Raw genomic sequence first — 18,783 nt, forward strand, 5'->3', positions numbered from 1 at the left:
AAACAATCCTAATCTTGCAAATCATCAATGCAAAATCTATGACCAATGGAGCGTGAAGAACTTATCAGCCGGCTCACTGAATCCAGGGAAGAAACCCTACGCTGTTTCATAATGGACGAAGCCCAGCTAGAATTATCCTTATCACCCGACAAATGGACGGTAAAAGAGATCCTTATTCACCTGGCGGATGCAGAATCAGTTCTTCTTGAAAGGATAAAGCGGATCATAGCAGAACCCAAACAGGTACTCTGGGCATTTGACCAGGACCAATGGGCCAAAAATCTTGAGTATGAATCATATCCGTTACAGTTAGCCGCTAATCAATACAAAGCATGCAGGGATGTAAGCATCTATTTGTGTAACAAGTATTTTGACCAGTACGGGAATAAGGAATTTGTACATAGCGCGACTGGCTTACGGACACTTAGGGAAGAAATGATAAAAATTGCTGAACATAATCTCAATCATTTAGCGCAAATAAGGCAAATACTAAAGTAACCACTTCAGGCCGGCTTGAAAGTTAATACCCCTCTTTAAATACCCAATTGATCCAGCCCTTTGATCTGTTAATCTATAATAGACAGTTAAAATGAACTACTTAAAACAGGATCAAATTGAAGAGATCAATGGAAATGTGCTGTGTTGGCTTGCCACTACTAGCGAATCCGGGCAGCCGAATGTTTCGCCAAAAGAAATGTTCCTATGCCTGGACAATAAAACTATAATCATTGCCAACATCTCATCACCAGGCAGTGTCAAGAACATTCAGACCAATCCTAAAGTATGCTTTAGCTCCATAGATGTGTTCAGGCAAAAGGGCTTTAAGATCTACGGGGAAGCCACAATACTTGGAAACGATGGCAACAATTCATTTGAGGAATTCAGGAAGATCTTGATCAACAGGTATGGGAATAGTTTCCCAATCCTTTCGGTTATCCGGATCAATATTTCATCAATTCAAAAAATTCTGGCTCCCAGCTATTTATTCAATTTGGGTAAATCGGAAGAGGAAATGATCAATGATGCAAAAAACACATACAACATTAAATAGAAAACAACAGTCAACTATTTAAATTTTTCAATATGGAAATTGAGTATAAAATAAACCTTATCCCAGAGCCAGATCAAATCATAGAATTGTACAAAAGCGCCCAATTAATCCGGCCGGTTGACGACAAGGAAAGAATAGCAGAAATGTTCGCCAATTCAAACATTATTGTTACAGCATGGCTGGGAGAAAAACTTATTGGTGTAGCAAGATCCATAACAGATTGGGTCTGGTCATGCTACCTGGCAGATTTAGCCATACATCCATTGCACCAGAAAAAAGGAATTGGAAAGCGACTGGTAGAGATCACCCAAAAAGAACTTGGCGATAAATCAATGATCCTGCTGCTCTCAGTTCCTACAGCATTGGATTATTACCCAAAAATCGGGTTCGAAAAACAAAACAGCAGTTTTATCATCAACAGGAAAAATTAATACTAAGGTCAAATCCCGGCGGCAAGTCCCTTTATTCAATTCTTTATAACATGAGACTACAACTATTCGTGCTATTAAGCATAGTCACGATCCTGCTTTCTTGCGAAAAGAACAAGGAAGACATTAAACCTATTCGTCCTAATTTACCTTTCCCGGAAAACATCCGGCACTTAGTGGTAAAAGATATTGATACCATTTTTGTTCAAAATGGCCAAAACGGATTCCATCTAGTCGGCAATGACCTAAATGATATAGAATACAGCGTAAAGCAGGACACCTTGTTTATTGCACCAGTTGATGACAAACCCATCAAGGCACTTCATCTCTATTCACAGAAGTTAAAATCCTTGGATATCTCTGATTCCAGGATCTGTGCCATCAACCTGAACCAACCCACAGACAGCATAAGGTTCGACCTGAAAGGAATCGATTCCGTGAAAAGCAATACTAATTGTAAATACAATTATGGTGTAATGGAAAATGTAAAGGGAACTTTTACCGGAACATCTGAAACCTACAATATCACTACCAGTCAAAACTGCACAGTGAACAGCAAAGATTACAGGAGTCAGTTTACTTATGTTTTCGCATGGGATTCCTCCAGGATCTATATCGGTGCGGGGTATTACCTAAGCGTAATAGCTTGTCATGAAAGCAGGGTCTATTTTTGGGAAACCCCACAACAGGAATTACTTTCTACCTGTGGTAATGGTCAAATCATAAGAATGTAGTTGCTGAATTAGTAGCAAGCCATTTTGACAACCAGTAGTTCCTGAATGATTGCTGCAGATACTGGCAATTTCCCAACATTCCACTTTCATTTCGGTCCAAATACTATTTGGTCAGTAAACAACAACCAGGATTAAATATTGTAATACACAAAAAGTCCCGAGGCCCAAAAGGCGACGGGACTTTTTTTAAGAATCAATGCAATCCTGTTTAATCCAGGTAGCTACCCCTCCTGAAATCAATACAGTTCATCTGGTGAAACAAGATCACCCTTCTTCAGTTTGATGCTTTTCATGGCTCGGTCAAACCTGGCTTTTTGCTCGTCAGTGACGTTGGCATAGCCAATGATATAGTTATCCAGTTTCACATACTTCCACCAGTTACCTTTCTCATCCTTGCCTTCAGTACCCTCCCTTTGGGTCAAGAATTCCCTGGCAAGGAAGGGAGAATCCCCGCTATGGTCACCGGCAGCAGTATTCTTCTTACTGCCCGGACAGGTGATGAAAAGAATGGCATTGCCCTTGTACCAAAGCTGGCGTTCATAACAACCGGCATCATCCGAATAATGCCTTTCGGAAACAACGTCCCAGGGTAGTCGGATCCTGAGACGGTTCTGGGAATTACCCGGATCAGCCAAGGGATCTGGCATGGGGTAAGGTACTGGGTTGGTAAAACTGCTCAGGGAGCAAATTACAATGGCCAAAAGGCCGGCGAGGGAATGTTTGTTGCGTATCATGGCTAATGGTTTAATGGTACAATTAAATTAGTCCAACCATTCTGAGCCACGGAGTTAAATTGGGATGAAGGTAGCCTTCAGGATAAGATCCCTGTACTAATGAAATCGCCTGAAGCGATAAGCGGGAGCCACAAGAATAGTTTGGGGAGAAGTTTTGGCTTCTCCCCAAATTCCACTGTATTTGAACCTTAAAAAAAGCTTTCCAGACCTCATGATCACAAGCCCTTATACACGATGGCCGCACCCTGCCCCACACCCACGCACATGGTGGCCAATCCATAACCACCTCCCCTTCTCTTCAGCTCATGTAGAAGGGTCGCGGATATCCTCGATCCACTGCAACCCAGTGGATGCCCCATAGCGATCGCACCACCATTCACATTCACCTTTGCGGGATCAAGTCCCAGGTCGCGGACACAGGCCAATGACTGGGAGGCAAAGGCTTCATTAAGTTCTGCCAATACCAGGTCATTTGCGGTTATATCTGCCCGTTGCAAGGCCTTTTGGGAAGCAGGAACCGGTCCGATACCCATGATCGATGGGTCCACTCCGGCAACTGCCATGGAGATAATTTCAGCCAGGGGCTGCAACCCATACTTCACCACAGCAGCTTCACTGGCCAGCAACAAGGCAGCAGCACCATCATTGATACCGCTGGAGTTCCCGGCTGTTACCGTTCCATCCTTGGCGAAAGCCGGTTTCAATGCAGCCAGCTTTTCCAACGAGGTTTGCCTGGGATGTTCATCCCTGTCCACTATGGTCGGCTCCTTGTTCTCGGTGGTTTCAATGGGAATGATCTCCGCAGACCATTTCCCGGCTGCGAGGGCAGCAGCATATTTATCCTGGCTGGCCAGGGCAAAAAGGTCCTGTTCCTCACGGGAGATCTTCCATTGCCTGGCTACATTCTCGGCTGTCTCCCCCATGGAATAGGGATGGTACATATCCACCAGTTTCTTATTGGTAAAGCGCCAGCCAATGGTGGTATCATGGATCTCCTGTTTCCTAGCCCAGGCGCCATCGGCCTTGGCCATGACAAAGGGGGCACGGGTCATGCTTTCCGTTCCACCTGCTATATACAATTCGCCTTCCCCGCACCTGATGGCCCTGGCCGCATCCATAATAGACTGCAGGCCTGAAGCGCACAAGCGGTTCACGGTATTTCCGGCAACGCTTACAGGAAGGCCGGCCAGCAATGCCGCCATCCGCGCAACATCCCTGTTGTCTTCACCAGCCTGGTTGGCAGCCCCGGCGATCACGTCTTCAATAGCATTCACATCAATGGAAGGATTTCGCTGCACCAGGGCTTTGATCACGCTAGCCAGCAAGTCATCGGGACGCACATTCCGCAGGGAACCACCATAGCGACCTATAGGGGTTCGAACGGCGTCTATTACATAAACTTTGTTCATATGGGCAATTTGGGGTTGCAAGATAGAATTGAATTTTGGATTGCCGCCCCCCAAGGCGGGGATTGGTTCTGACAAGCCCCCAGGGAACCCGTTTATACCCACCCAGCCTGCATTTCAGGAGGCTAAAAGGCCTCGGGGACCCTGTTCCCCGAATCTATCGTACTTTTGCAGCATGTTAAAATTGGCAAAGAAGAATATCAGGCAGCTCAGCAAAGAGGAACTGGAGCAGTATTTTGAAGGAATTGGCGAGAAAAAGTTCCGCGCTAAGCAGGTATATGAATGGCTGTGGGCCAAACAAGCCCATCGCTTTGAAGACATGACCAACCTGAGTAAGGATCTGAGGAACAAGATGGAAGAGCATTTCTCCCTCCCCGCATTGAAGGTGGACACCACCCAGTTCAGTGCCGATGGCACCATCAAAAGCCGTTTCCGTACGGTTGATGGCCACCTGGTGGAAGGCGTACTCATCCCCACCGATGAGCGCAAGACCGCCTGCGTTTCTTCCCAGATCGGTTGCTCCCTGAGCTGTAAGTTCTGCGCCACTGGATACATGGACCGCAAGCGCAACCTGGAATTTGATGAGATCTACGATGAAGTGGTGCTTATCAACAAGCAAAGCGAAGAAGCCTATGGAAAGAAACTGACCAATATCGTCTTCATGGGGATGGGCGAACCCTTGCTCAACTACAAGAATGTACTAAAAGCGATCGAGATGATCAGCTCACCGGAAGGATTGGGCATGAGTCCCCGCCGCATTACAGTATCCACCGCCGGTGTCGCCAAAATGATCAGGCAGCTGGGCGATGACAAGGTACGTTTCAAACTGGCCCTTTCCCTGCATGCTGCCAACGATGCCAAGCGCCATGAGATCATGCCCATTAATGACACCAATAATATCAAGTCGCTGGTGGAAGCGCTGAACTATTTCTACCAGCAGACCGGCAACGAGATCACTTTCGAATACATCCTGTTCAAGGATTTCAATGACAGCCTCCAGGATGCAGATGAACTGGTGAAACTCTACCGCAAGGTACCGGTGGACCTGATCAATATCATCGAATACAACCCCATTGACCTGGCCGCATTCGAAAAGCCCGATGAGGACAAGACCATGGCCTTCATGCATTACCTCGAAAAACAAAGGGTGAATGTCCGCCTGCGCAGGAGCCGGGGTAAGGATATTGATGCCGCCTGCGGACAATTGGCCAATAAGGGCTAATCAAATTTTATTGAGAAGGAAGGGGATCAGGGATTCAATCACCCTTTAGTTTCCAGCCTTTGGCATACAGGAGTTCCCGGACCTTTGGAATACTGGAAGGTCCAAAGCCATGCAATGCCAACAGGTCAGCGGCAGTAAAAGAAGAAAGTTTTTTCAAGGTAGTGATCCCTGCACCAGTCAATGCCCTTTGGGCCGGGGCAGGAAGCCCTTCCATCCAATCTTTCCCGGTAGCTGTAATTACTTTTTTGGTTACTGCTTCCCCTTTCGTTTCAGGAGTTTTCTTTTTTGTATTACTGGCGGACCTGGACAAGTTTTTCCTGGCCGCCCTCTCACGGTTTTGCATAACCCGGAAATGCACAATCTGCCTGATCAGCTGCATCGGCATATGACCAACAGGTCACCAATACTTCCATTTACCCGTTGGTCAGAAGGCAAAACCTAAGCGACGGGGCTTAGGCCACGAAGGCTCTAAGACTCGAAGTAACACAAAGGCGCCTTTGTGTTACTTCGAGTCTTCGTGTCTTTGTGGCCCAATACATTTAAATAGCACAATCACGCATGACAAATAACAGGTTGATGTTAATTCCCATTTAACAATTAAACCCAGGAATCGAATACTGGTCTATTTAGTAAAAGAAGGAAAAATGAAAAAGCTACTGACATTACTGATGATCATGGGCCTGGGTGCAGGAACTGTTGCAGCTCAACACCATAAAGGAGGCATAGGAAATCATCACCAGGGCAAATCCAGGCAGGCATTTGCCGGGCAACTAAAACTTACGGAAAGCCAGCAGAAGGAAATGCAAAAACTCCGCAAGGAACAACAGGAGAAAATGCAATCGCTGTACAACAATGACCAGTTGACCCTTGGCGAATACAAAAAGCAAAAGGAACAACTCAGGAAGGACTATGATGCAAAGAGGAAGTCCGTGTTCACCCCACAGCAACTGGAACAGCTTGAAAAAATGAAAGCAGAAAGAAAGGCCATGAAAGAAGTGGACGCAAAGGCAAGACTGGAAAAAATGGCCATCAAACTGGACCTCAATGCTGCCCAGAAAGAAAAAATGCAGGGTTTGCAACAAAGCTTCCGGGAGCAGGCCGATGTGATCAGGGCCAATGAAGCCATTGGCAGGGAAGAGCAGAAAAAGCAATTGAAAGCCCTGGCAGTCAAGCATAAAGAAGCAATGGGTGGCGTACTTTCACCAGCACAACAGAAGGTGCTGGAGGAACTGAAACGCCGACACCAAAAGCATGAAGCTCGTTAATCTGTTCCCAATAAACCCACAAAAAGACAGGCATCTGGCCTGTCTTTTGTAATTTTGCCGCCATCCCTGTTGAAAAACAGTAAACTACTACAAAATGAAAAAGACTACCGGGTTCGAGAAATTCGCGAACAAGAAAAAGTCCGGCACCGTAAAGGAAGCCTACCGCCAGGAAAAAAGGGTTGAGCGCAAGGAGCGTGAAGACGAGATCAACCAACATTATAATGAGAGGCGCCAGAAAAAGGCCAACAGCCAGCCCTTCGATAATAACAGGAAAGGAGACCGTGGGAAGAGAGAAGAAAAGCCAACTGTTGGAACAGGAACAAATCCCCGCCAGGCAAAGAGCAAATTTGCATCCCGACTGGAAAAATCCTTTCAGCAGGAAGAGAAAACTTCGTTTACTGCAGACCGTAAGCCTGCGACACCTGCCCCGGCAAATAAGCCTGTGACCGGCACTGAGCCTATGCCACTGAACAAATTCATTGCCCATGCCGGTGTTTGCGCCAGGCGTGAAGCTGCTGAACTGGTAAAGCAGGGTATTGTTAGCGTGAATGGCCAATTGGTCACTGAACCCGGCTTCAAGGTTACCGCAAAGGATGAAGTGAAAGTGAAGGGCAAGAAAGTATTCCTTTCCAGGAACAACGTATATATCCTGCTGAACAAGCCTAAGGATTATATCACTACCACCGACGATCCGCAAGGCCGCAAGACCGTACTGGACCTGATCAAGCAGGCGACTGATGAAAGGGTATACCCTATCGGCCGCCTGGACCGCAATACCAGCGGGGTTTTGCTGCTGACCAACGACGGTGAATTGGCCCAGATCCTCTCCCACCCCAAACACGGAATCAAGAAAGTATATGAAGTGAAACTTGACCGTCCGCTTACCAAGACCGATTTCGAAACCATCCTCAATGGTATCACCCTCGAAGATGGCTTCATTGCACCGGATGCACTGGGCTATGCTGATCCCAAGGACAAGTCCGTAATCGGCATTGAGATCCACAGCGGCCGCAACCGCATCGTACGCCGCATCTTCGAACACCTGAAATATGATGTGAAGGGACTGGACCGCGTGATGTTCGCCGGCCTGACCAAGAAGAACGTGAACCGCGGCAGGTGGCGTTACCTGAATGAAAAGGAAGTGCGTATCCTGAAGCACTTTAATAAGTCCGCTAAGAAGCAGGCCGACTAACCCTATTGCTGTGCCAGATCGATCAAATATGAAAGCATTGGAAATATTGTTGGAGACCGAAGACCTGATTGCCATCAACAAGCCGGCAGGCCTTTTGAGCGTTCCCGACCGGGAACAATCGGAGCCGTCCCTGAAGGATCTGCTGCTGGAAAAGTATGGAAGGATCTTTACAGTCCACCGCCTGGATAAGGAAACGAGTGGTGTGATCGTCTTTGCCAAGAATGAAGCTAACCACAAGTTCCTTTCACAACAGTTTGAAGAAAGGACAACAGCCAAGTTCTACAATGGCCTGGTACTCGGAAAGGTCTATGACGAGAAAGGTGTTATTGAGGAAGCCATCATCGAACATCCCACCAAGAAAGGGATGATGACCACAGCCCGTAAAGGAAAGGCCTCCATCACTGAATTTGAACTGATCAAGAGCTTCCCGCATTTCAGCTGGATGCAGTTCCGCATCCTCACCGGGCGTACCCACCAGATCAGGGTGCACATGAAACATTTTGGACATCCTATTGTGTGTGACCCGCTTTACGGGGATGGCAAACCTGTATTCCTTTCGCAGATCAAGAAGAAATTCAAACTCGGGAAGGATGTGCTGGAAGAACGCCCACTATTGAACCGGCTCGCGCTGCATGCAAAGGAACTGCATTTCATGGATAGTGAAGGCAAGCAACATATAGTAACGGCTGAAGTCCCGAAAGACCTCCGGGCAACACTCTCACAACTGGAAAAGAATTCCTGATAAAAAAAGTCCGACACTTAACCTGTGTCGGACTTTCTATTTACAATTCCCTGATCATGATATTTCTGTAGGAAGCCTGGTCGCCATGGTCCTGCAAGGCGATCTTTCCCTTCTTTGCAGAGCCGTAGTCGGGATAATCCTTCCACTTTCCTTCCTTCTTCTCCTTCTCCCATTCAGGTGTCCATGCCTGGAACTCCACGATCTTCTCCCCATTCAGCCAATGCTCCACATGGCCCTTGTTGAAAACGATCTTTGAGCTATTCCATTCCCCAACTGGCATCAGCTTCTTTTTGGTGGTATCTGCCAGGTTCATGGCATAATCGGCACCGGCCTTCTGCCATTCTTCCAATTTCTGGGGGAACCCAATGTCATCGATCACCTGGTACTCGGGACCTGTCTCATAAGGACCTTTGTATTTAGGATCCTCGATAACATGGTACATGACGCCACTATTACCGCCTTTGGAGATCTTCCATTCGAAACTCAATTCGAAATTCTCATATTCCTTATCGGTTACAATATCACCGCCGGTATCACCATGGGCCTTGCCCAGGCAAACCAGTGCACCATCCTGTACCACCCAGTTCCTGATCTCCCCGGGTTTGTTGTAGGCATGCCAGCCGGCCAGTGTCTTACCATCAAAGAGGGCAACAGGAGCTGCTGAAGAATCCATGGTAACAGTAGTTAAGGTTACAGCAGAATCAGCCGTCCCTGCTTCACCTGAGGGTTGGTTATTGCAGGCGAGCATGGCCATCGCAATAATGGCCATGCTGCTTGCGGAAAGCGATTTCTTATGCATGATCTAGACTTATTTTTTTACAACAAGTTCCATCCTCTCCGGATTCCAGAGGATGGCCCTGTCCTGGTTATAGCTATCATTACACAGCAGGGCGGGAGCTGCGGCACGATAACCGAACACGGCATCTTCCACTACAGACCCGTTGTTGCGGATAGCGGTGAAGAAGTTGGCAAAATGATCATAAGGCCCACCGAGGTATCCCTGCTCCGCCTTGAAGGTGAACTCCTGCGGTGGTAGGATCCTTTTCCTTCCGGTCACAGGATTACCGGCCTTCTTCATCTGTTCAATATAGAACGGATCGTCAGAAGCGATCTCCTTGTTGCGCTTCAGCGTTACATCATCCCAGGTGATATCCATTGAGCCCTCACTACCTACGAGGCGCAGGAAAGTAGTGCCACTGGTACCATCCACGAAGTTGCAACGCAGGGAAAGGTTGAATGCCGGATGGGCAGCGGATTGACCATAGTCGAAGGTTCCGAGCAATACATCGGGCACTTCACGACCGTCCTTCCAGTACCTCAGGCCACCGGATGAATAAACCTTATTGGGACCATAGGAACTTGTAATGAAATGCAGGCTGGAGAAAAGGTGCACAAAGAGGTCACCAGACATACCTGTACCATAATCGAGGTAATTGCGCCAACGGAAGAACCTGGTGGCATCGAAGGGACGCTTCTTGGTATTGCTGATAAAGGCCTCCCAATCTACTGTCGAAGGTGAAGCATCGGCAGGAATAGGGTACTGCCATGCGCCCACAGGGGAATGCCTGGCCCAGAAGCCTTCTGCATAATTGAGTTCACCGATAGCGCCATCTTTCAGGAGTTCCTTCGCCTTTTCGTTACCAAGCGAGGAAACACCCTGGCTTCCCACCTGGAAGATCTTTCCGGTCTCCTTCTGTGCCTTGATCACGGCAGGGCCTTCGCCAATGGAATGCACCATTGGCTTTTCGCAGTACACATGCTTGCCTGCGCGCATGGCATCAATAGAGATCTGCTGGTGCCAATGGTCAGGCGTCGCAATGATCACCGCATCAATATCTTTGCGGTTCAGCAATTCCTTATAACTGCGGGTAGTGAAGATATCGTTACCCCAACGCTTTTTTGCATCGGCCAAACGACCATCATACAGATCGCATACTGCTACCAGTTTAACACCTGGCACCTGGAGCGCAGTGATGGTGTCCTGCACACCCATACCGCCAGCGCCGATCAATGCGATATTGATATTATCGTTGGCAGAATAGGCATTCCTTTTCAGGATGGCAAAGGGGGCATTGGTTGTTTCTGATGCGAACAGGCTGGAACCTGCCGCTACTGCTGCCGTTGTGGCCGCGAAGTTTCTCAGGAAACTCCTGCGTGAGTTGTTCTGGTTGTTGCTCATGCTGCTGCTTATTTTGAAGATTCTTTTAATTCCTTGATCCTGATATTGCGCCAACGCACTTTAATACCACCACCATCATGGATCTGCAAGGCGATAAATCCGTTACCGGCGCCGATCTTTTCATCCACCAGGCGCACCATTTGCTTATCATTCAGGATGCTGGTCACTTCATCACCTTTCACGATGATCACCATTTTGTTCCAATCATTTCCCTTCAATACTTTTTCCTTTTCCGGCTCCGGCTTCACCAGCCATCCCCTGCCGTAAGATTCATAGATGCCGCCGGTATGTAAACCCGGGGGCGCTACTTCCACCTGCCATCCACTGATCTTGGTACCTTCAATGGAAGAACGGATGAACACCCCACTGTTGCCATTGGCTTCCAGCTTGAATTCCACATGCAGTTCAAAGTCCTTGTAAGTTTTATTGGTGGAGAGATACCCATATTGTTTATCCGGTCCGCTTTCGCAAACCAGTTCACCTTTTTGGACATACCATTTTTCCGTTCCGTGGGCGGTCCAGCCACTCAGGTCCTTACCATTAAACAGGGGAGTGAATTCTTTCTTTTTCCAAAACTGTGCATTAACCGAAACTGCTGCTACCAATATCAGGGCAAGCAAAAATTGTTTTTTCACCATAGTGCGTTTAAGTTAGGGAAATTAGGTAACTGACAGCCAATAAATTTAAGCAATCGTTTGATTGCTAAGCATTGGATAAATAATGTTTATTGAGACAGTATATGTTTAAGTATTTTCTTTAGCGACCTATCCATACAACCCTATAGGTTGCGGTAACCAAAGCCTGGCTCAGCCGTTGGATAAAGGATGCCATCACTCAACCGGAACCCGCCACTTACCAGGTCATGCGCCAGGTCAAAACTACCGTCAAGGTCGAGATACCGGGTATTGGGACAAGCATATGCTGCATGCAGTGCGGCCGATATGCTAACAATGCTCTCATCATTACAACCCCAGAAAAGGGATATGCCTGCCTGCCGGGCAATATTGGCAATATCGAATGCACCCTTTACCCCACCACATTTCATGAGTTTGATATTATAAACCCCAAATGGCTGGGGTTGCTGTGACCACTGCAGTGCAGACCTGGCATTGATCAGGGATTCATCGGCAACAAGCAATTGGCGCTCTGCTGCTGGGAGGGTTGTCAATTCACCCTCCTTACCGGATGGCAAGGGCTGTTCGATCAATTCAAGACCCAGGTGGGAAGTCGATCTGATGAACCGGCGGAGTTGCTCCCATCCATAGCCCTGGTTGGCATCCACCCTTATCTTCATGGTATCACCAAATGCCTCGGACAATTTTACCACCCTTTCAATGTCAGCATCCACGTCAAGTCCGGTCTTGATCTTCAACCTCCGGAAGCCCCGTGCACGGTAAGTCCTGGCCTCCTCCACCATTTCTTCCACCGGCTTGATGCCAATGGTGATGGAGGTTGGCAGGGGCTCCACCTTCTTGCCATAAAACTCCAGTACCGGGACGCCCAGGAATTTCCCGAAGGCATCATGCAGGGCAATATCAACCGCAGCAACCGTACCGGGACGGTCTGGGAACTGCTGCGCGGCCATATCGATCAATTGGTTAAAATGCCTGATATCGCGGCCGATGAATTCCCCAAGAAAGCCAGATTGCAAATTCTCCAGGGCCTGTGCCGGGGTTTCCCCCACCACATCCTCAAATGGATTGGAAGCCCCCAATCCTACGATCCCATTGTCCAACACGAATTCAAGAAAGACCACTTCCGTATCATAAGTGGTTTTGTAGGCGATGGTATAGGGTTTGGTAAGGGGCAGGTGCTCCAGCCAGGCACGGTAACTAAGGATCTTCATTTATCGGGATTTTAGGAGTGATTCAAGCACCGGAATGACCTGGTCAACGCCCTCCTGCAATGGCAGCAAGACCGGTATACCCAATTCCTTTTCATATTGCTCCTGGTAACGATAGGCCTCTTCGTTTGTACAATGTTCTGTATTGATGGCGACTGCGATCACGGTTGAACCATAGGCACGGATCAATTCGATCTCTGATGCCACCGAAGGTATTTCACCCCATTCCGGTAAATGATCAAAGTGCTTTCGCTTGGGTGCATGCACAAGGATAACCTGTTTGGCGTTGCCGGATACCAGGAATTCTGATCCGCAGGGACCACTGGGGTTCCGCAAAGCCGACTGGCCTTCGAGCAGGATGATGTCGGCATTGGTCTCTTTCCAGCAGGAAAGGATGGCATGTTCGATCTCACCGGAGATGAAATCATTCAGGGTTGAATCGAAAATGAAGCCATATTTCCCGCCTTGTAACCAACCGGTTTGGCCGGTGTAGATCATCTGGGCATTGATGCCTTTCCGCTCACAAGCCTCTCGCACCAGCCTGCAGGTGGTCCGCTTGCCGAGTGCACAATCCGTTCCCAGGACCGCAATGATAGGTGCCGTTACGGAGTAGATCTCAGCTGACCAGAAATGCAGGTCCTGCCGCTTCTTGGGCCGGCGGATATCGACCAGTTCAACCCTGTTCTCTTCAGCAAGAGCAACAAGATCTGCATGGTCATTCAGGTAATCGTGTAATCCATTCACAATGGACAGGCCCATGCTGATACAGTCCCTGATGATGACCATGAAGTCAGGCGGGAGGATTCCCCCTACGGTAGCCACGCCTATGATGCAATACCTTATAGAACGGTCATTGTTAAGCGCTTCTGCAACACTCGCGAAGATGGGGATACCGCGATGCCTTCCATCCAGTACCTCACCGGCATCCTTACCGGCTTGTGCATGATCGATCACCGCAGAGATGGTGAACCTTTCCGTACCACGGATGAGGCCATGCGCTGTTTTGGCATCATCCTTATGCAGCATGCCATTCGTTAAAACTATCGCCTTGGGTTTATGACTATTGCTCATCCCCTAAATTTATGGCTTCCTGCTTACAAATCGACCCGGATAAACCCTCGTGGGTTGTTTACCCTTATACACTATTTTCCCATTGACCCAAACCAATTCAATACCATCGGACAATGCGGATGGCTGTTGGATGGAAGCATTATCCCTGACAGTTGCAGGGTCCAGCAATACCAGGTCAGCATAGAAACCGGGAACGATCACTCCCCTTTCGGCTATACCTACCTGTTCTGCCGCTAAGCCAGTCATCTTATGGATGGCCTGTTCGAGGCTCATGATCTTCTTTTCCCTCACATAGTAGCCCAATACCCTGGTAAAGGAACCGAAAGCCCTGGGATGACCGCCAATGGCACCATCGGAACAGATATTGGTATGGGCCCAATTGAGGAAACTGATGATATCCCCTTCAGTCATCGATTTGCCCATTATGGTTTCCACCCCACTGGTATCCGGATACTTCTTCCGGAACGCATCCGCTTCGGCAATCAGTCCCATGATCGTTTGCGCCGGAGTTTCTTTCCGCATCGCAGCGATCTCACTAATGGTCTTGCCTTTGTAGGAAGGATTGGGTGCAAACCTCGCCAACACTGACCCGGATGGATCAAAAGTGTGGTTAACTGCATATTCAGCGCTGGCCAGGTTGGTATAATCCGTTTTGGGGAACAATACTTTCAGGGTGCTATGCCAGAAATCATAGGGGTAGCAATCTGCAGTGATATCAACTCCCCTGGCCCTTGCTGCCTGGAGCCGCGCAACCAGGTTGGAAGCTGTTCCCCAAACATCCTTCAAAGCGATCTTGATATGCGATATCTGCACCGGCAATCTGGCTTCCCTTCCGATCTCAATGATCTCGTCAATGGCTTCATTCAAAGCTATATCCTCACTTCTCAGGTGACTCATGTACCTGCCCTTGAATTCAGCCGCAACCTGGGCCAGGCGGATCACTTCGTCCTTACTGGAAAAATAAGCGCCTGCGTATTCCAATCCGGTTGATAGACCCAATGAACCCTTCTTCATTTCCTCTTTGAGTATAGCCTGCATTTTGCCGATCTCTTCATCAGTAGCCTTCCGGTTTAGTTGCGATTCGCCCATCACCATTTCCCTCAGGGTGGTCTGTCCGGTATAGGTAGCCACATTGATGGCCACAGGCCGCATCACCATATCCAGCTTAATGCTGTCTATAAAACTGCTGCCACCATCCTGCCCGGCAACGATGGTAGTGATACCCTGGTTGAGGGCTGCTATGGCATCAGGCTGCTTCTTCAGTGATCCTTCCAAATGGCTATGGGTATCAATAAAGCCGGGGGCAAGGATCCTTCCCCCACCATCAATCACTTCTTCACCTGGGAATGGCTGCAGTTCCCCAACTGCAGTGATCCTCTCGCCCAATATTCGTACAGCAGCTTTTCTTTTACCGGTTCCGGTACCATCGACAAGTTCAACATTGCTGATCAATTGGGAAGATGGAAAACTGAAAGGCTTGCCGGTGAACATGGCCTTAGTAGCCCGCAACACTGTCCCGTTACTGCCATTGGAAAGCACAATAAGGGTGCGGTTATTCTTGATATCCCTTGATATCTCATTCACAAAACCAACCCATCCACCGGTATGGGAAACCATTTCCCCTTCCTGCTCAATTCGCCATCCAAAACCATAAGGAAAGGTCGAATCATTTTTCAACTTTACCGGTTTAAAGGCTTCAGCTAAAGTAGAAGCCTTGACCAGTTTGGGCGCATACAAAGCCTGGTCCCATTTCAGCAGGTCTTCAGCAGAAGAATAGATATTGCCATCGCCGGTCACCCCATCCAATACGGTCAGGTCTTCCAGGCTGGTCCTGCCATCCTGTTCACGGAACCCAAAAACCCTATTGGCTGGTGAGGAGGGGAGTTTTACATTGTAGACATAGGTATCCTTTAATCCAAGTGGCCTGGCGATCTGCTGCTGGAAGAATGCTGCAAAATTTTGGCCTGAAACACGTTCAATGATGGAGCTCAGGAGAACATAATTGGTATTGCAATAATTCCATTTTGTCCCCGTCTCAAAATCCAATGCAGGTTTACGTTCCGCAAATAGCCTTATCATCCCTTCATTATCGAGGGTATCGAGTGTTGAGCGGTAACGCATGAAGAGATCAAAATATTCGGGTATCCCCGAGGTATGGGTCATGAGGTTCCTGATGGTAATTCCGTTGTAAGGCAGTTCCGGGATATACTTGCGTACATCATCATCCACCTGGAGCTTTCCCTTCTCGGCAAGGATCAGGATGCCCATACAAACGAATTGCTTGGTCACGGAAGCCAGGTTGAAAGAGGACTTAGTCGTCAAAGCCTGGCCATTGCGGATATCAGCTACCCCAAAAGCTTTGCTATACTTCACTTTCCCCTTTTCAGCATAGAGCACCACCCCATTGAAGCGGTGCTGCTGGTGCAGGAGGTTTAGCTGTGAGTCCAGCCGGGGTATATCAAAAACAGGTTGTCCAAAAAGGTTAAGGCCCAGCAGGAGGGCCAGGCAGATAGTCAGGAGCTGTTTCATTTCCTGAACTTAATCAATAGTGGAGAATTAAAGCCTTTTAATGTTGAGTTTTCCGGTGGCTTTTCTTGCCTTACTGCTGCATGAAGGCAAACACTTCAACCCAATACTACTGTTGCTTCTTTGAATTCAGCGGCGCCCCTACGGCAATATCACAACGGTGGCCGGGTTCACCATGCTTGGGATTGAGTCCATTGGCTGGAATACTGCCCGTTGTAGCAGGATTGAAATTGGTATTGGCTGTTGAGGAAGAATCTGAGGAAGAACTCGTCAACAATGGGGTTGGCGTGTTAACATTCGTGGTAACCGTCGAAGTTTTTTGTTTTACCGGAGCCGAAGAAAGCGGTGCCCCAACGGCAATATCACAACGATGACCAGGCTCACCATGCTTGGGGTTGAGGCCATTGGCTGGGCCATTGGAAGCAGGCTTAACAGTAGCCGCTGTAGAGGTAACCGCTGGCTTGGATGCCGGTGCCGAAGAGAGAGGTGCCCCTACGGCAATATCGCAACGGTGACCAGGTTCGCCATGTTTGGGATTCAACCCTGATGCAGCCGATGCAGGTGGCGCAATGGTGGTTGGTGTATTGACAGATGTGCTTATAGCTCCTGGCTGTGCAGCGAGTTGGGCAGGTATATTGCCACCAGCAGGCTGGCTTCCCAAACCCGGACTAACAGAGCTGATCTTTGAGGGTAGGGAAGGCATCTGTAAGGAGCCGGTTGAAGCACCTGAAAGTGGGGCACCAACGGCTATATCACAACGATGTCCTGGCAAGCCATGTGCAGGATTCAATTTAACTCCTGCGCTACCGGCAGCTGCCTGTCCGGCCAGCGCGGTCAGCGGCTGGGCCTGGCTTCCGGGCAGGGAAGCAGCATTACTACGATCGGCCCTGGGCAGGCTTTGGTCGCAGGCAGTCAGTGAAGCGATGGCCATGAGGCCGGCAATGGCATGGATAAGTTTCATGGTTTCTTGTTGACCTGTTATCGGATAAGATCACTACCCTTCCTTCAAAGCCCGAACCTCCTATTAAAGTTAATCATTATCCTTTCTTTAACGGCAAAGCCCCGCCATTAGTATTGGCGGGGCCCTGCTATTAATGATTTCCTATGGATCATTCCTGTTTGAAGACCTTACCATCCTTCATCACAAACCTCACCTTGCCCATCGATTGGACATCCTTAACGGGGTCGCCTTCAACGGCAATGATATCTGCCAGTTTCCCTTTTTCAATGGAGCCCAATGTTTCAGTGGCACCCAGCAGATCGGCAGCTGATAGGGTGGCCGATTGGATGGCTTCCAGGATAGGCATGCCTGCTTCGGTCATGTATACAAACTCGAGCCAGTTCTTACCATGGGCAAACACGCCGGCATCGGTACCGAAAGCGATCTTCACCCCTGCCTTGTAAGCCTTGGCGAAAGTAGCCTGGATCTTGGGTCCGGTGGCCAGTGCCTTGGGCGTTACGATATCCGTATAATAGCCGGGGATTTTGGCGCTATCTGCTGTTGACTTACCCGCGGTAATGGTAGGCACCAGGTAGGTACCATATTTCTTCATCAGTTCAATGCCTTCATCATCGAGGAAGGTGCCATGCTCAATGGAATTCACGCCACCACGAACCGCGCGCTTGATGCCTTCGGCTCCATGCGCATGGGCGGCTACCTTATAGCCATAATCCTTTGCTGCGGCGACAATGGCCTTCACCTCTTCTTCCGTGAACTGGGCATTGGCTCCGTCCTTGGCCTGGCTGAGCACCCCTCCTGTGGCCGTGATCTTGATCAGGTCTGAACCATCCTTATAGCGCTGGCGAACGGCCTTGTAAGCGTCTTCTTCACCATTGATCACCCCTTCTTTTGGACCGGGGTCACCTTGCAGGTCCCTGCGATACCCATTGGTAGGATCCGCATGGCCACCGGTCGTGGCGATGCTCTTGCCCGCGGTAAAAATGCGTGGCCCAACCACCTGACCCCTGGCTATTGCATTGCGTAAGGAAATGTTTACGCCACTGCCACCCAAATCACGGACGGTAGTGAATCCTGTCATCAGGGTAACATTGGCATATTTCAATGATTCGAATGCGATATCGGAAGGGTTGTTCACAAATCGGTCAATCGCCCCGCCCTTCTTGGTCTCCCCTTCCAGGTGAACGTGCATATCGATCAATCCCGGCATCACGGTCCGGTTCTTAAGGTCGATCACCTTGTCGGTAGCACCGGCCTTCAGGAAGCCTGGCTGCACATCAGCGATCTTGTTACCTTCCACCACTATGGTCATATTGCTGAGCATCTTACCCGACCTTACATCGACCAGTTGCCCGCAATGCAGGATGGTTTTTTGTGAAAAGGCCGTGAAGGCAGCGGCCATTGCTACAAAAGAGAGCAGTACTTTTCTCAT

Annotated in this window: 19 protein-coding genes; 8 read left to right on the top strand and 11 right to left on the bottom strand. The window is 48.9% G+C overall.

The window, feature by feature from the left end; all coding sequences use genetic code 11:
* Positions 1-45: 45 nt before the first annotated feature.
* The 4 genes from KJS94_RS09180 (at position 46) to KJS94_RS09195 (ending at position 2,213) form a co-directional block, all read left to right on the top strand.
* On the top strand, positions 46-498 hold the full coding sequence (locus tag KJS94_RS09180; protein ID WP_214447522.1) for a DinB family protein: 453 nt from the start codon (positions 46-48) through the stop codon (positions 496-498).
* Between the two features lie 91 nt (positions 499-589).
* Positions 590-1,051 carry a pyridoxamine 5'-phosphate oxidase family protein gene (locus tag KJS94_RS09185; protein WP_214447521.1) on the top strand — a complete coding sequence of 154 codons (462 nt, stop codon included), beginning with the start codon at positions 590-592 and terminating at the stop codon, positions 1,049-1,051.
* Positions 1,052-1,083: 32 nt separating this feature from the next.
* Complete coding sequence (locus tag KJS94_RS09190; RefSeq protein WP_214447520.1) at positions 1,084-1,482, top strand: GNAT family N-acetyltransferase; 399 nt, start codon at positions 1,084-1,086, stop codon at positions 1,480-1,482.
* Between the two features lie 50 nt (positions 1,483-1,532).
* Entirely contained in the window at positions 1,533-2,213 is a 681-nt protein-coding gene (locus KJS94_RS09195) for a hypothetical protein (protein ID WP_214447519.1), read from the top strand.
* A 236-nt stretch (positions 2,214-2,449) separates the two neighbouring features.
* Here the strand turns inward: KJS94_RS09195 and KJS94_RS09200 are convergent, their stop codons facing one another.
* The gene (locus KJS94_RS09200) at positions 2,450-2,947 is read right to left on the bottom strand and encodes a hypothetical protein (RefSeq protein WP_214447518.1); all 498 of its coding nucleotides are present in this window, start codon (positions 2,945-2,947) and stop codon (positions 2,450-2,452) included.
* Positions 2,948-3,162: 215 nt separating this feature from the next.
* Positions 3,163-4,356, bottom strand: coding sequence for an acetyl-CoA C-acyltransferase (locus KJS94_RS09205; RefSeq protein ID WP_214447517.1), 1,194 nt, complete (start codon positions 4,354-4,356; stop codon positions 3,163-3,165).
* A 172-nt stretch (positions 4,357-4,528) separates the two neighbouring features.
* Here KJS94_RS09205 and rlmN point away from each other — a divergent pair, with 172 nt between their 5' ends.
* Positions 4,529-5,575 carry a dual-specificity RNA methyltransferase RlmN gene (rlmN, locus tag KJS94_RS09210; RefSeq protein WP_214447516.1) on the top strand — a complete coding sequence of 349 codons (1,047 nt, stop codon included), beginning with the start codon at positions 4,529-4,531 and terminating at the stop codon, positions 5,573-5,575.
* Positions 5,576-5,609: 34 nt separating this feature from the next.
* Here rlmN and KJS94_RS09215 read toward each other — a convergent pair whose 3' ends face one another.
* Positions 5,610-5,918 carry a helix-hairpin-helix domain-containing protein gene (locus KJS94_RS09215; RefSeq protein ID WP_214447515.1) on the bottom strand — a complete coding sequence of 103 codons (309 nt, stop codon included), beginning with the start codon at positions 5,916-5,918 and terminating at the stop codon, positions 5,610-5,612.
* A 301-nt stretch (positions 5,919-6,219) separates the two neighbouring features.
* Here KJS94_RS09215 and KJS94_RS09220 point away from each other — a divergent pair, with 301 nt between their 5' ends.
* The 3 genes from KJS94_RS09220 (at position 6,220) to KJS94_RS09230 (ending at position 8,774) form a co-directional block, all read left to right on the top strand.
* Positions 6,220-6,840, top strand: a complete 621-nt coding sequence (locus KJS94_RS09220; protein ID WP_214447514.1) for a hypothetical protein — start codon at positions 6,220-6,222, stop codon at positions 6,838-6,840.
* Between the two features lie 94 nt (positions 6,841-6,934).
* Positions 6,935-8,032, top strand: a complete 1,098-nt coding sequence (locus KJS94_RS09225; RefSeq protein ID WP_214447513.1) for a pseudouridine synthase — start codon at positions 6,935-6,937, stop codon at positions 8,030-8,032.
* Positions 8,033-8,042: 10 nt separating this feature from the next.
* A complete protein-coding gene (locus KJS94_RS09230; protein ID WP_239804353.1) occupies positions 8,043-8,774 on the top strand; it encodes an RluA family pseudouridine synthase in 732 nt (243 codons plus the stop codon).
* 40 nt (positions 8,775-8,814) lie between these two features.
* On the opposite strand, the gene KJS94_RS09235 is transcribed toward KJS94_RS09230, so the two are convergent.
* The 8 genes from KJS94_RS09235 to KJS94_RS09270 form a co-directional block, all read right to left on the bottom strand.
* Complete coding sequence (locus KJS94_RS09235) at positions 8,815-9,573, bottom strand: 3-keto-disaccharide hydrolase (protein WP_214447512.1); 759 nt, start codon at positions 9,571-9,573, stop codon at positions 8,815-8,817.
* Between the two features lie 9 nt (positions 9,574-9,582).
* The gene (locus KJS94_RS09240; RefSeq protein ID WP_214447511.1) at positions 9,583-10,953 is read right to left on the bottom strand and encodes a Gfo/Idh/MocA family protein; all 1,371 of its coding nucleotides are present in this window, start codon (positions 10,951-10,953) and stop codon (positions 9,583-9,585) included.
* 8 nt (positions 10,954-10,961) lie between these two features.
* Positions 10,962-11,573 (bottom strand): 3-keto-disaccharide hydrolase, encoded by a 612-nt coding sequence (locus KJS94_RS09245; RefSeq protein WP_239804354.1) that lies wholly within the window; start codon positions 11,571-11,573, stop codon positions 10,962-10,964.
* A 158-nt stretch (positions 11,574-11,731) separates the two neighbouring features.
* A complete protein-coding gene (locus KJS94_RS09250) occupies positions 11,732-12,799 on the bottom strand; it encodes a mandelate racemase/muconate lactonizing enzyme family protein (protein ID WP_214447510.1) in 1,068 nt (355 codons plus the stop codon).
* Positions 12,800-13,867 carry an N-acetyltransferase DgcN family protein gene (locus tag KJS94_RS09255; protein ID WP_214447509.1) on the bottom strand — a complete coding sequence of 356 codons (1,068 nt, stop codon included), beginning with the start codon at positions 13,865-13,867 and terminating at the stop codon, positions 12,800-12,802.
* A gap of 9 nt (positions 13,868-13,876) precedes the next feature.
* Positions 13,877-16,396 carry a serine hydrolase gene (locus KJS94_RS09260; protein WP_214447508.1) on the bottom strand — a complete coding sequence of 840 codons (2,520 nt, stop codon included), beginning with the start codon at positions 16,394-16,396 and terminating at the stop codon, positions 13,877-13,879.
* A gap of 106 nt (positions 16,397-16,502) precedes the next feature.
* Positions 16,503-17,354, bottom strand: a complete 852-nt coding sequence (locus KJS94_RS09265; protein ID WP_214447507.1) for a hypothetical protein — start codon at positions 17,352-17,354, stop codon at positions 16,503-16,505.
* Between the two features lie 148 nt (positions 17,355-17,502).
* A complete protein-coding gene (locus KJS94_RS09270) occupies positions 17,503-18,783 on the bottom strand; it encodes a metal-dependent hydrolase family protein (protein ID WP_214447506.1) in 1,281 nt (426 codons plus the stop codon).

The organism is Flavihumibacter rivuli (assembly GCF_018595685.2).
Classification (GTDB): domain Bacteria; phylum Bacteroidota; class Bacteroidia; order Chitinophagales; family Chitinophagaceae; genus Flavihumibacter; species Flavihumibacter rivuli.

Coding starts and splice junctions, on each gene's coding strand:
- KJS94_RS09190 (WP_214447520.1), top strand. CDS start 1,084: ATGGAAATTGAGTATAAAATAAACCTTATCCCAGAGCCAGATCAAATC.
- KJS94_RS09265 (WP_214447507.1), bottom strand. CDS start 17,354: ATGAAACTTATCCATGCCATTGCCGGCCTCATGGCCATCGCTTCACTG.
- KJS94_RS09225 (WP_214447513.1), top strand. CDS start 6,935: ATGAAAAAGACTACCGGGTTCGAGAAATTCGCGAACAAGAAAAAGTCC.
- KJS94_RS09200 (WP_214447518.1), bottom strand. CDS start 2,947: ATGATACGCAACAAACATTCCCTCGCCGGCCTTTTGGCCATTGTAATT.
- KJS94_RS09215 (WP_214447515.1), bottom strand. CDS start 5,918: ATGCAAAACCGTGAGAGGGCGGCCAGGAAAAACTTGTCCAGGTCCGCC.
- KJS94_RS09220 (WP_214447514.1), top strand. CDS start 6,220: ATGAAAAAGCTACTGACATTACTGATGATCATGGGCCTGGGTGCAGGA.
- KJS94_RS09195 (WP_214447519.1), top strand. CDS start 1,533: ATGAGACTACAACTATTCGTGCTATTAAGCATAGTCACGATCCTGCTT.
- KJS94_RS09235 (WP_214447512.1), bottom strand. CDS start 9,573: ATGCATAAGAAATCGCTTTCCGCAAGCAGCATGGCCATTATTGCGATG.
- KJS94_RS09185 (WP_214447521.1), top strand. CDS start 590: ATGAACTACTTAAAACAGGATCAAATTGAAGAGATCAATGGAAATGTG.
- KJS94_RS09180 (WP_214447522.1), top strand. CDS start 46: ATGGAGCGTGAAGAACTTATCAGCCGGCTCACTGAATCCAGGGAAGAA.
- KJS94_RS09240 (WP_214447511.1), bottom strand. CDS start 10,953: ATGAGCAACAACCAGAACAACTCACGCAGGAGTTTCCTGAGAAACTTC.
- KJS94_RS09260 (WP_214447508.1), bottom strand. CDS start 16,396: ATGAAACAGCTCCTGACTATCTGCCTGGCCCTCCTGCTGGGCCTTAAC.
- rlmN (WP_214447516.1), top strand. CDS start 4,529: ATGTTAAAATTGGCAAAGAAGAATATCAGGCAGCTCAGCAAAGAGGAA.
- KJS94_RS09250 (WP_214447510.1), bottom strand. CDS start 12,799: ATGAAGATCCTTAGTTACCGTGCCTGGCTGGAGCACCTGCCCCTTACC.
- KJS94_RS09255 (WP_214447509.1), bottom strand. CDS start 13,867: ATGAGCAATAGTCATAAACCCAAGGCGATAGTTTTAACGAATGGCATG.
- KJS94_RS09270 (WP_214447506.1), bottom strand. CDS start 18,783: ATGAGAAAAGTACTGCTCTCTTTTGTAGCAATGGCCGCTGCCTTCACG.
- KJS94_RS09205 (WP_214447517.1), bottom strand. CDS start 4,356: ATGAACAAAGTTTATGTAATAGACGCCGTTCGAACCCCTATAGGTCGC.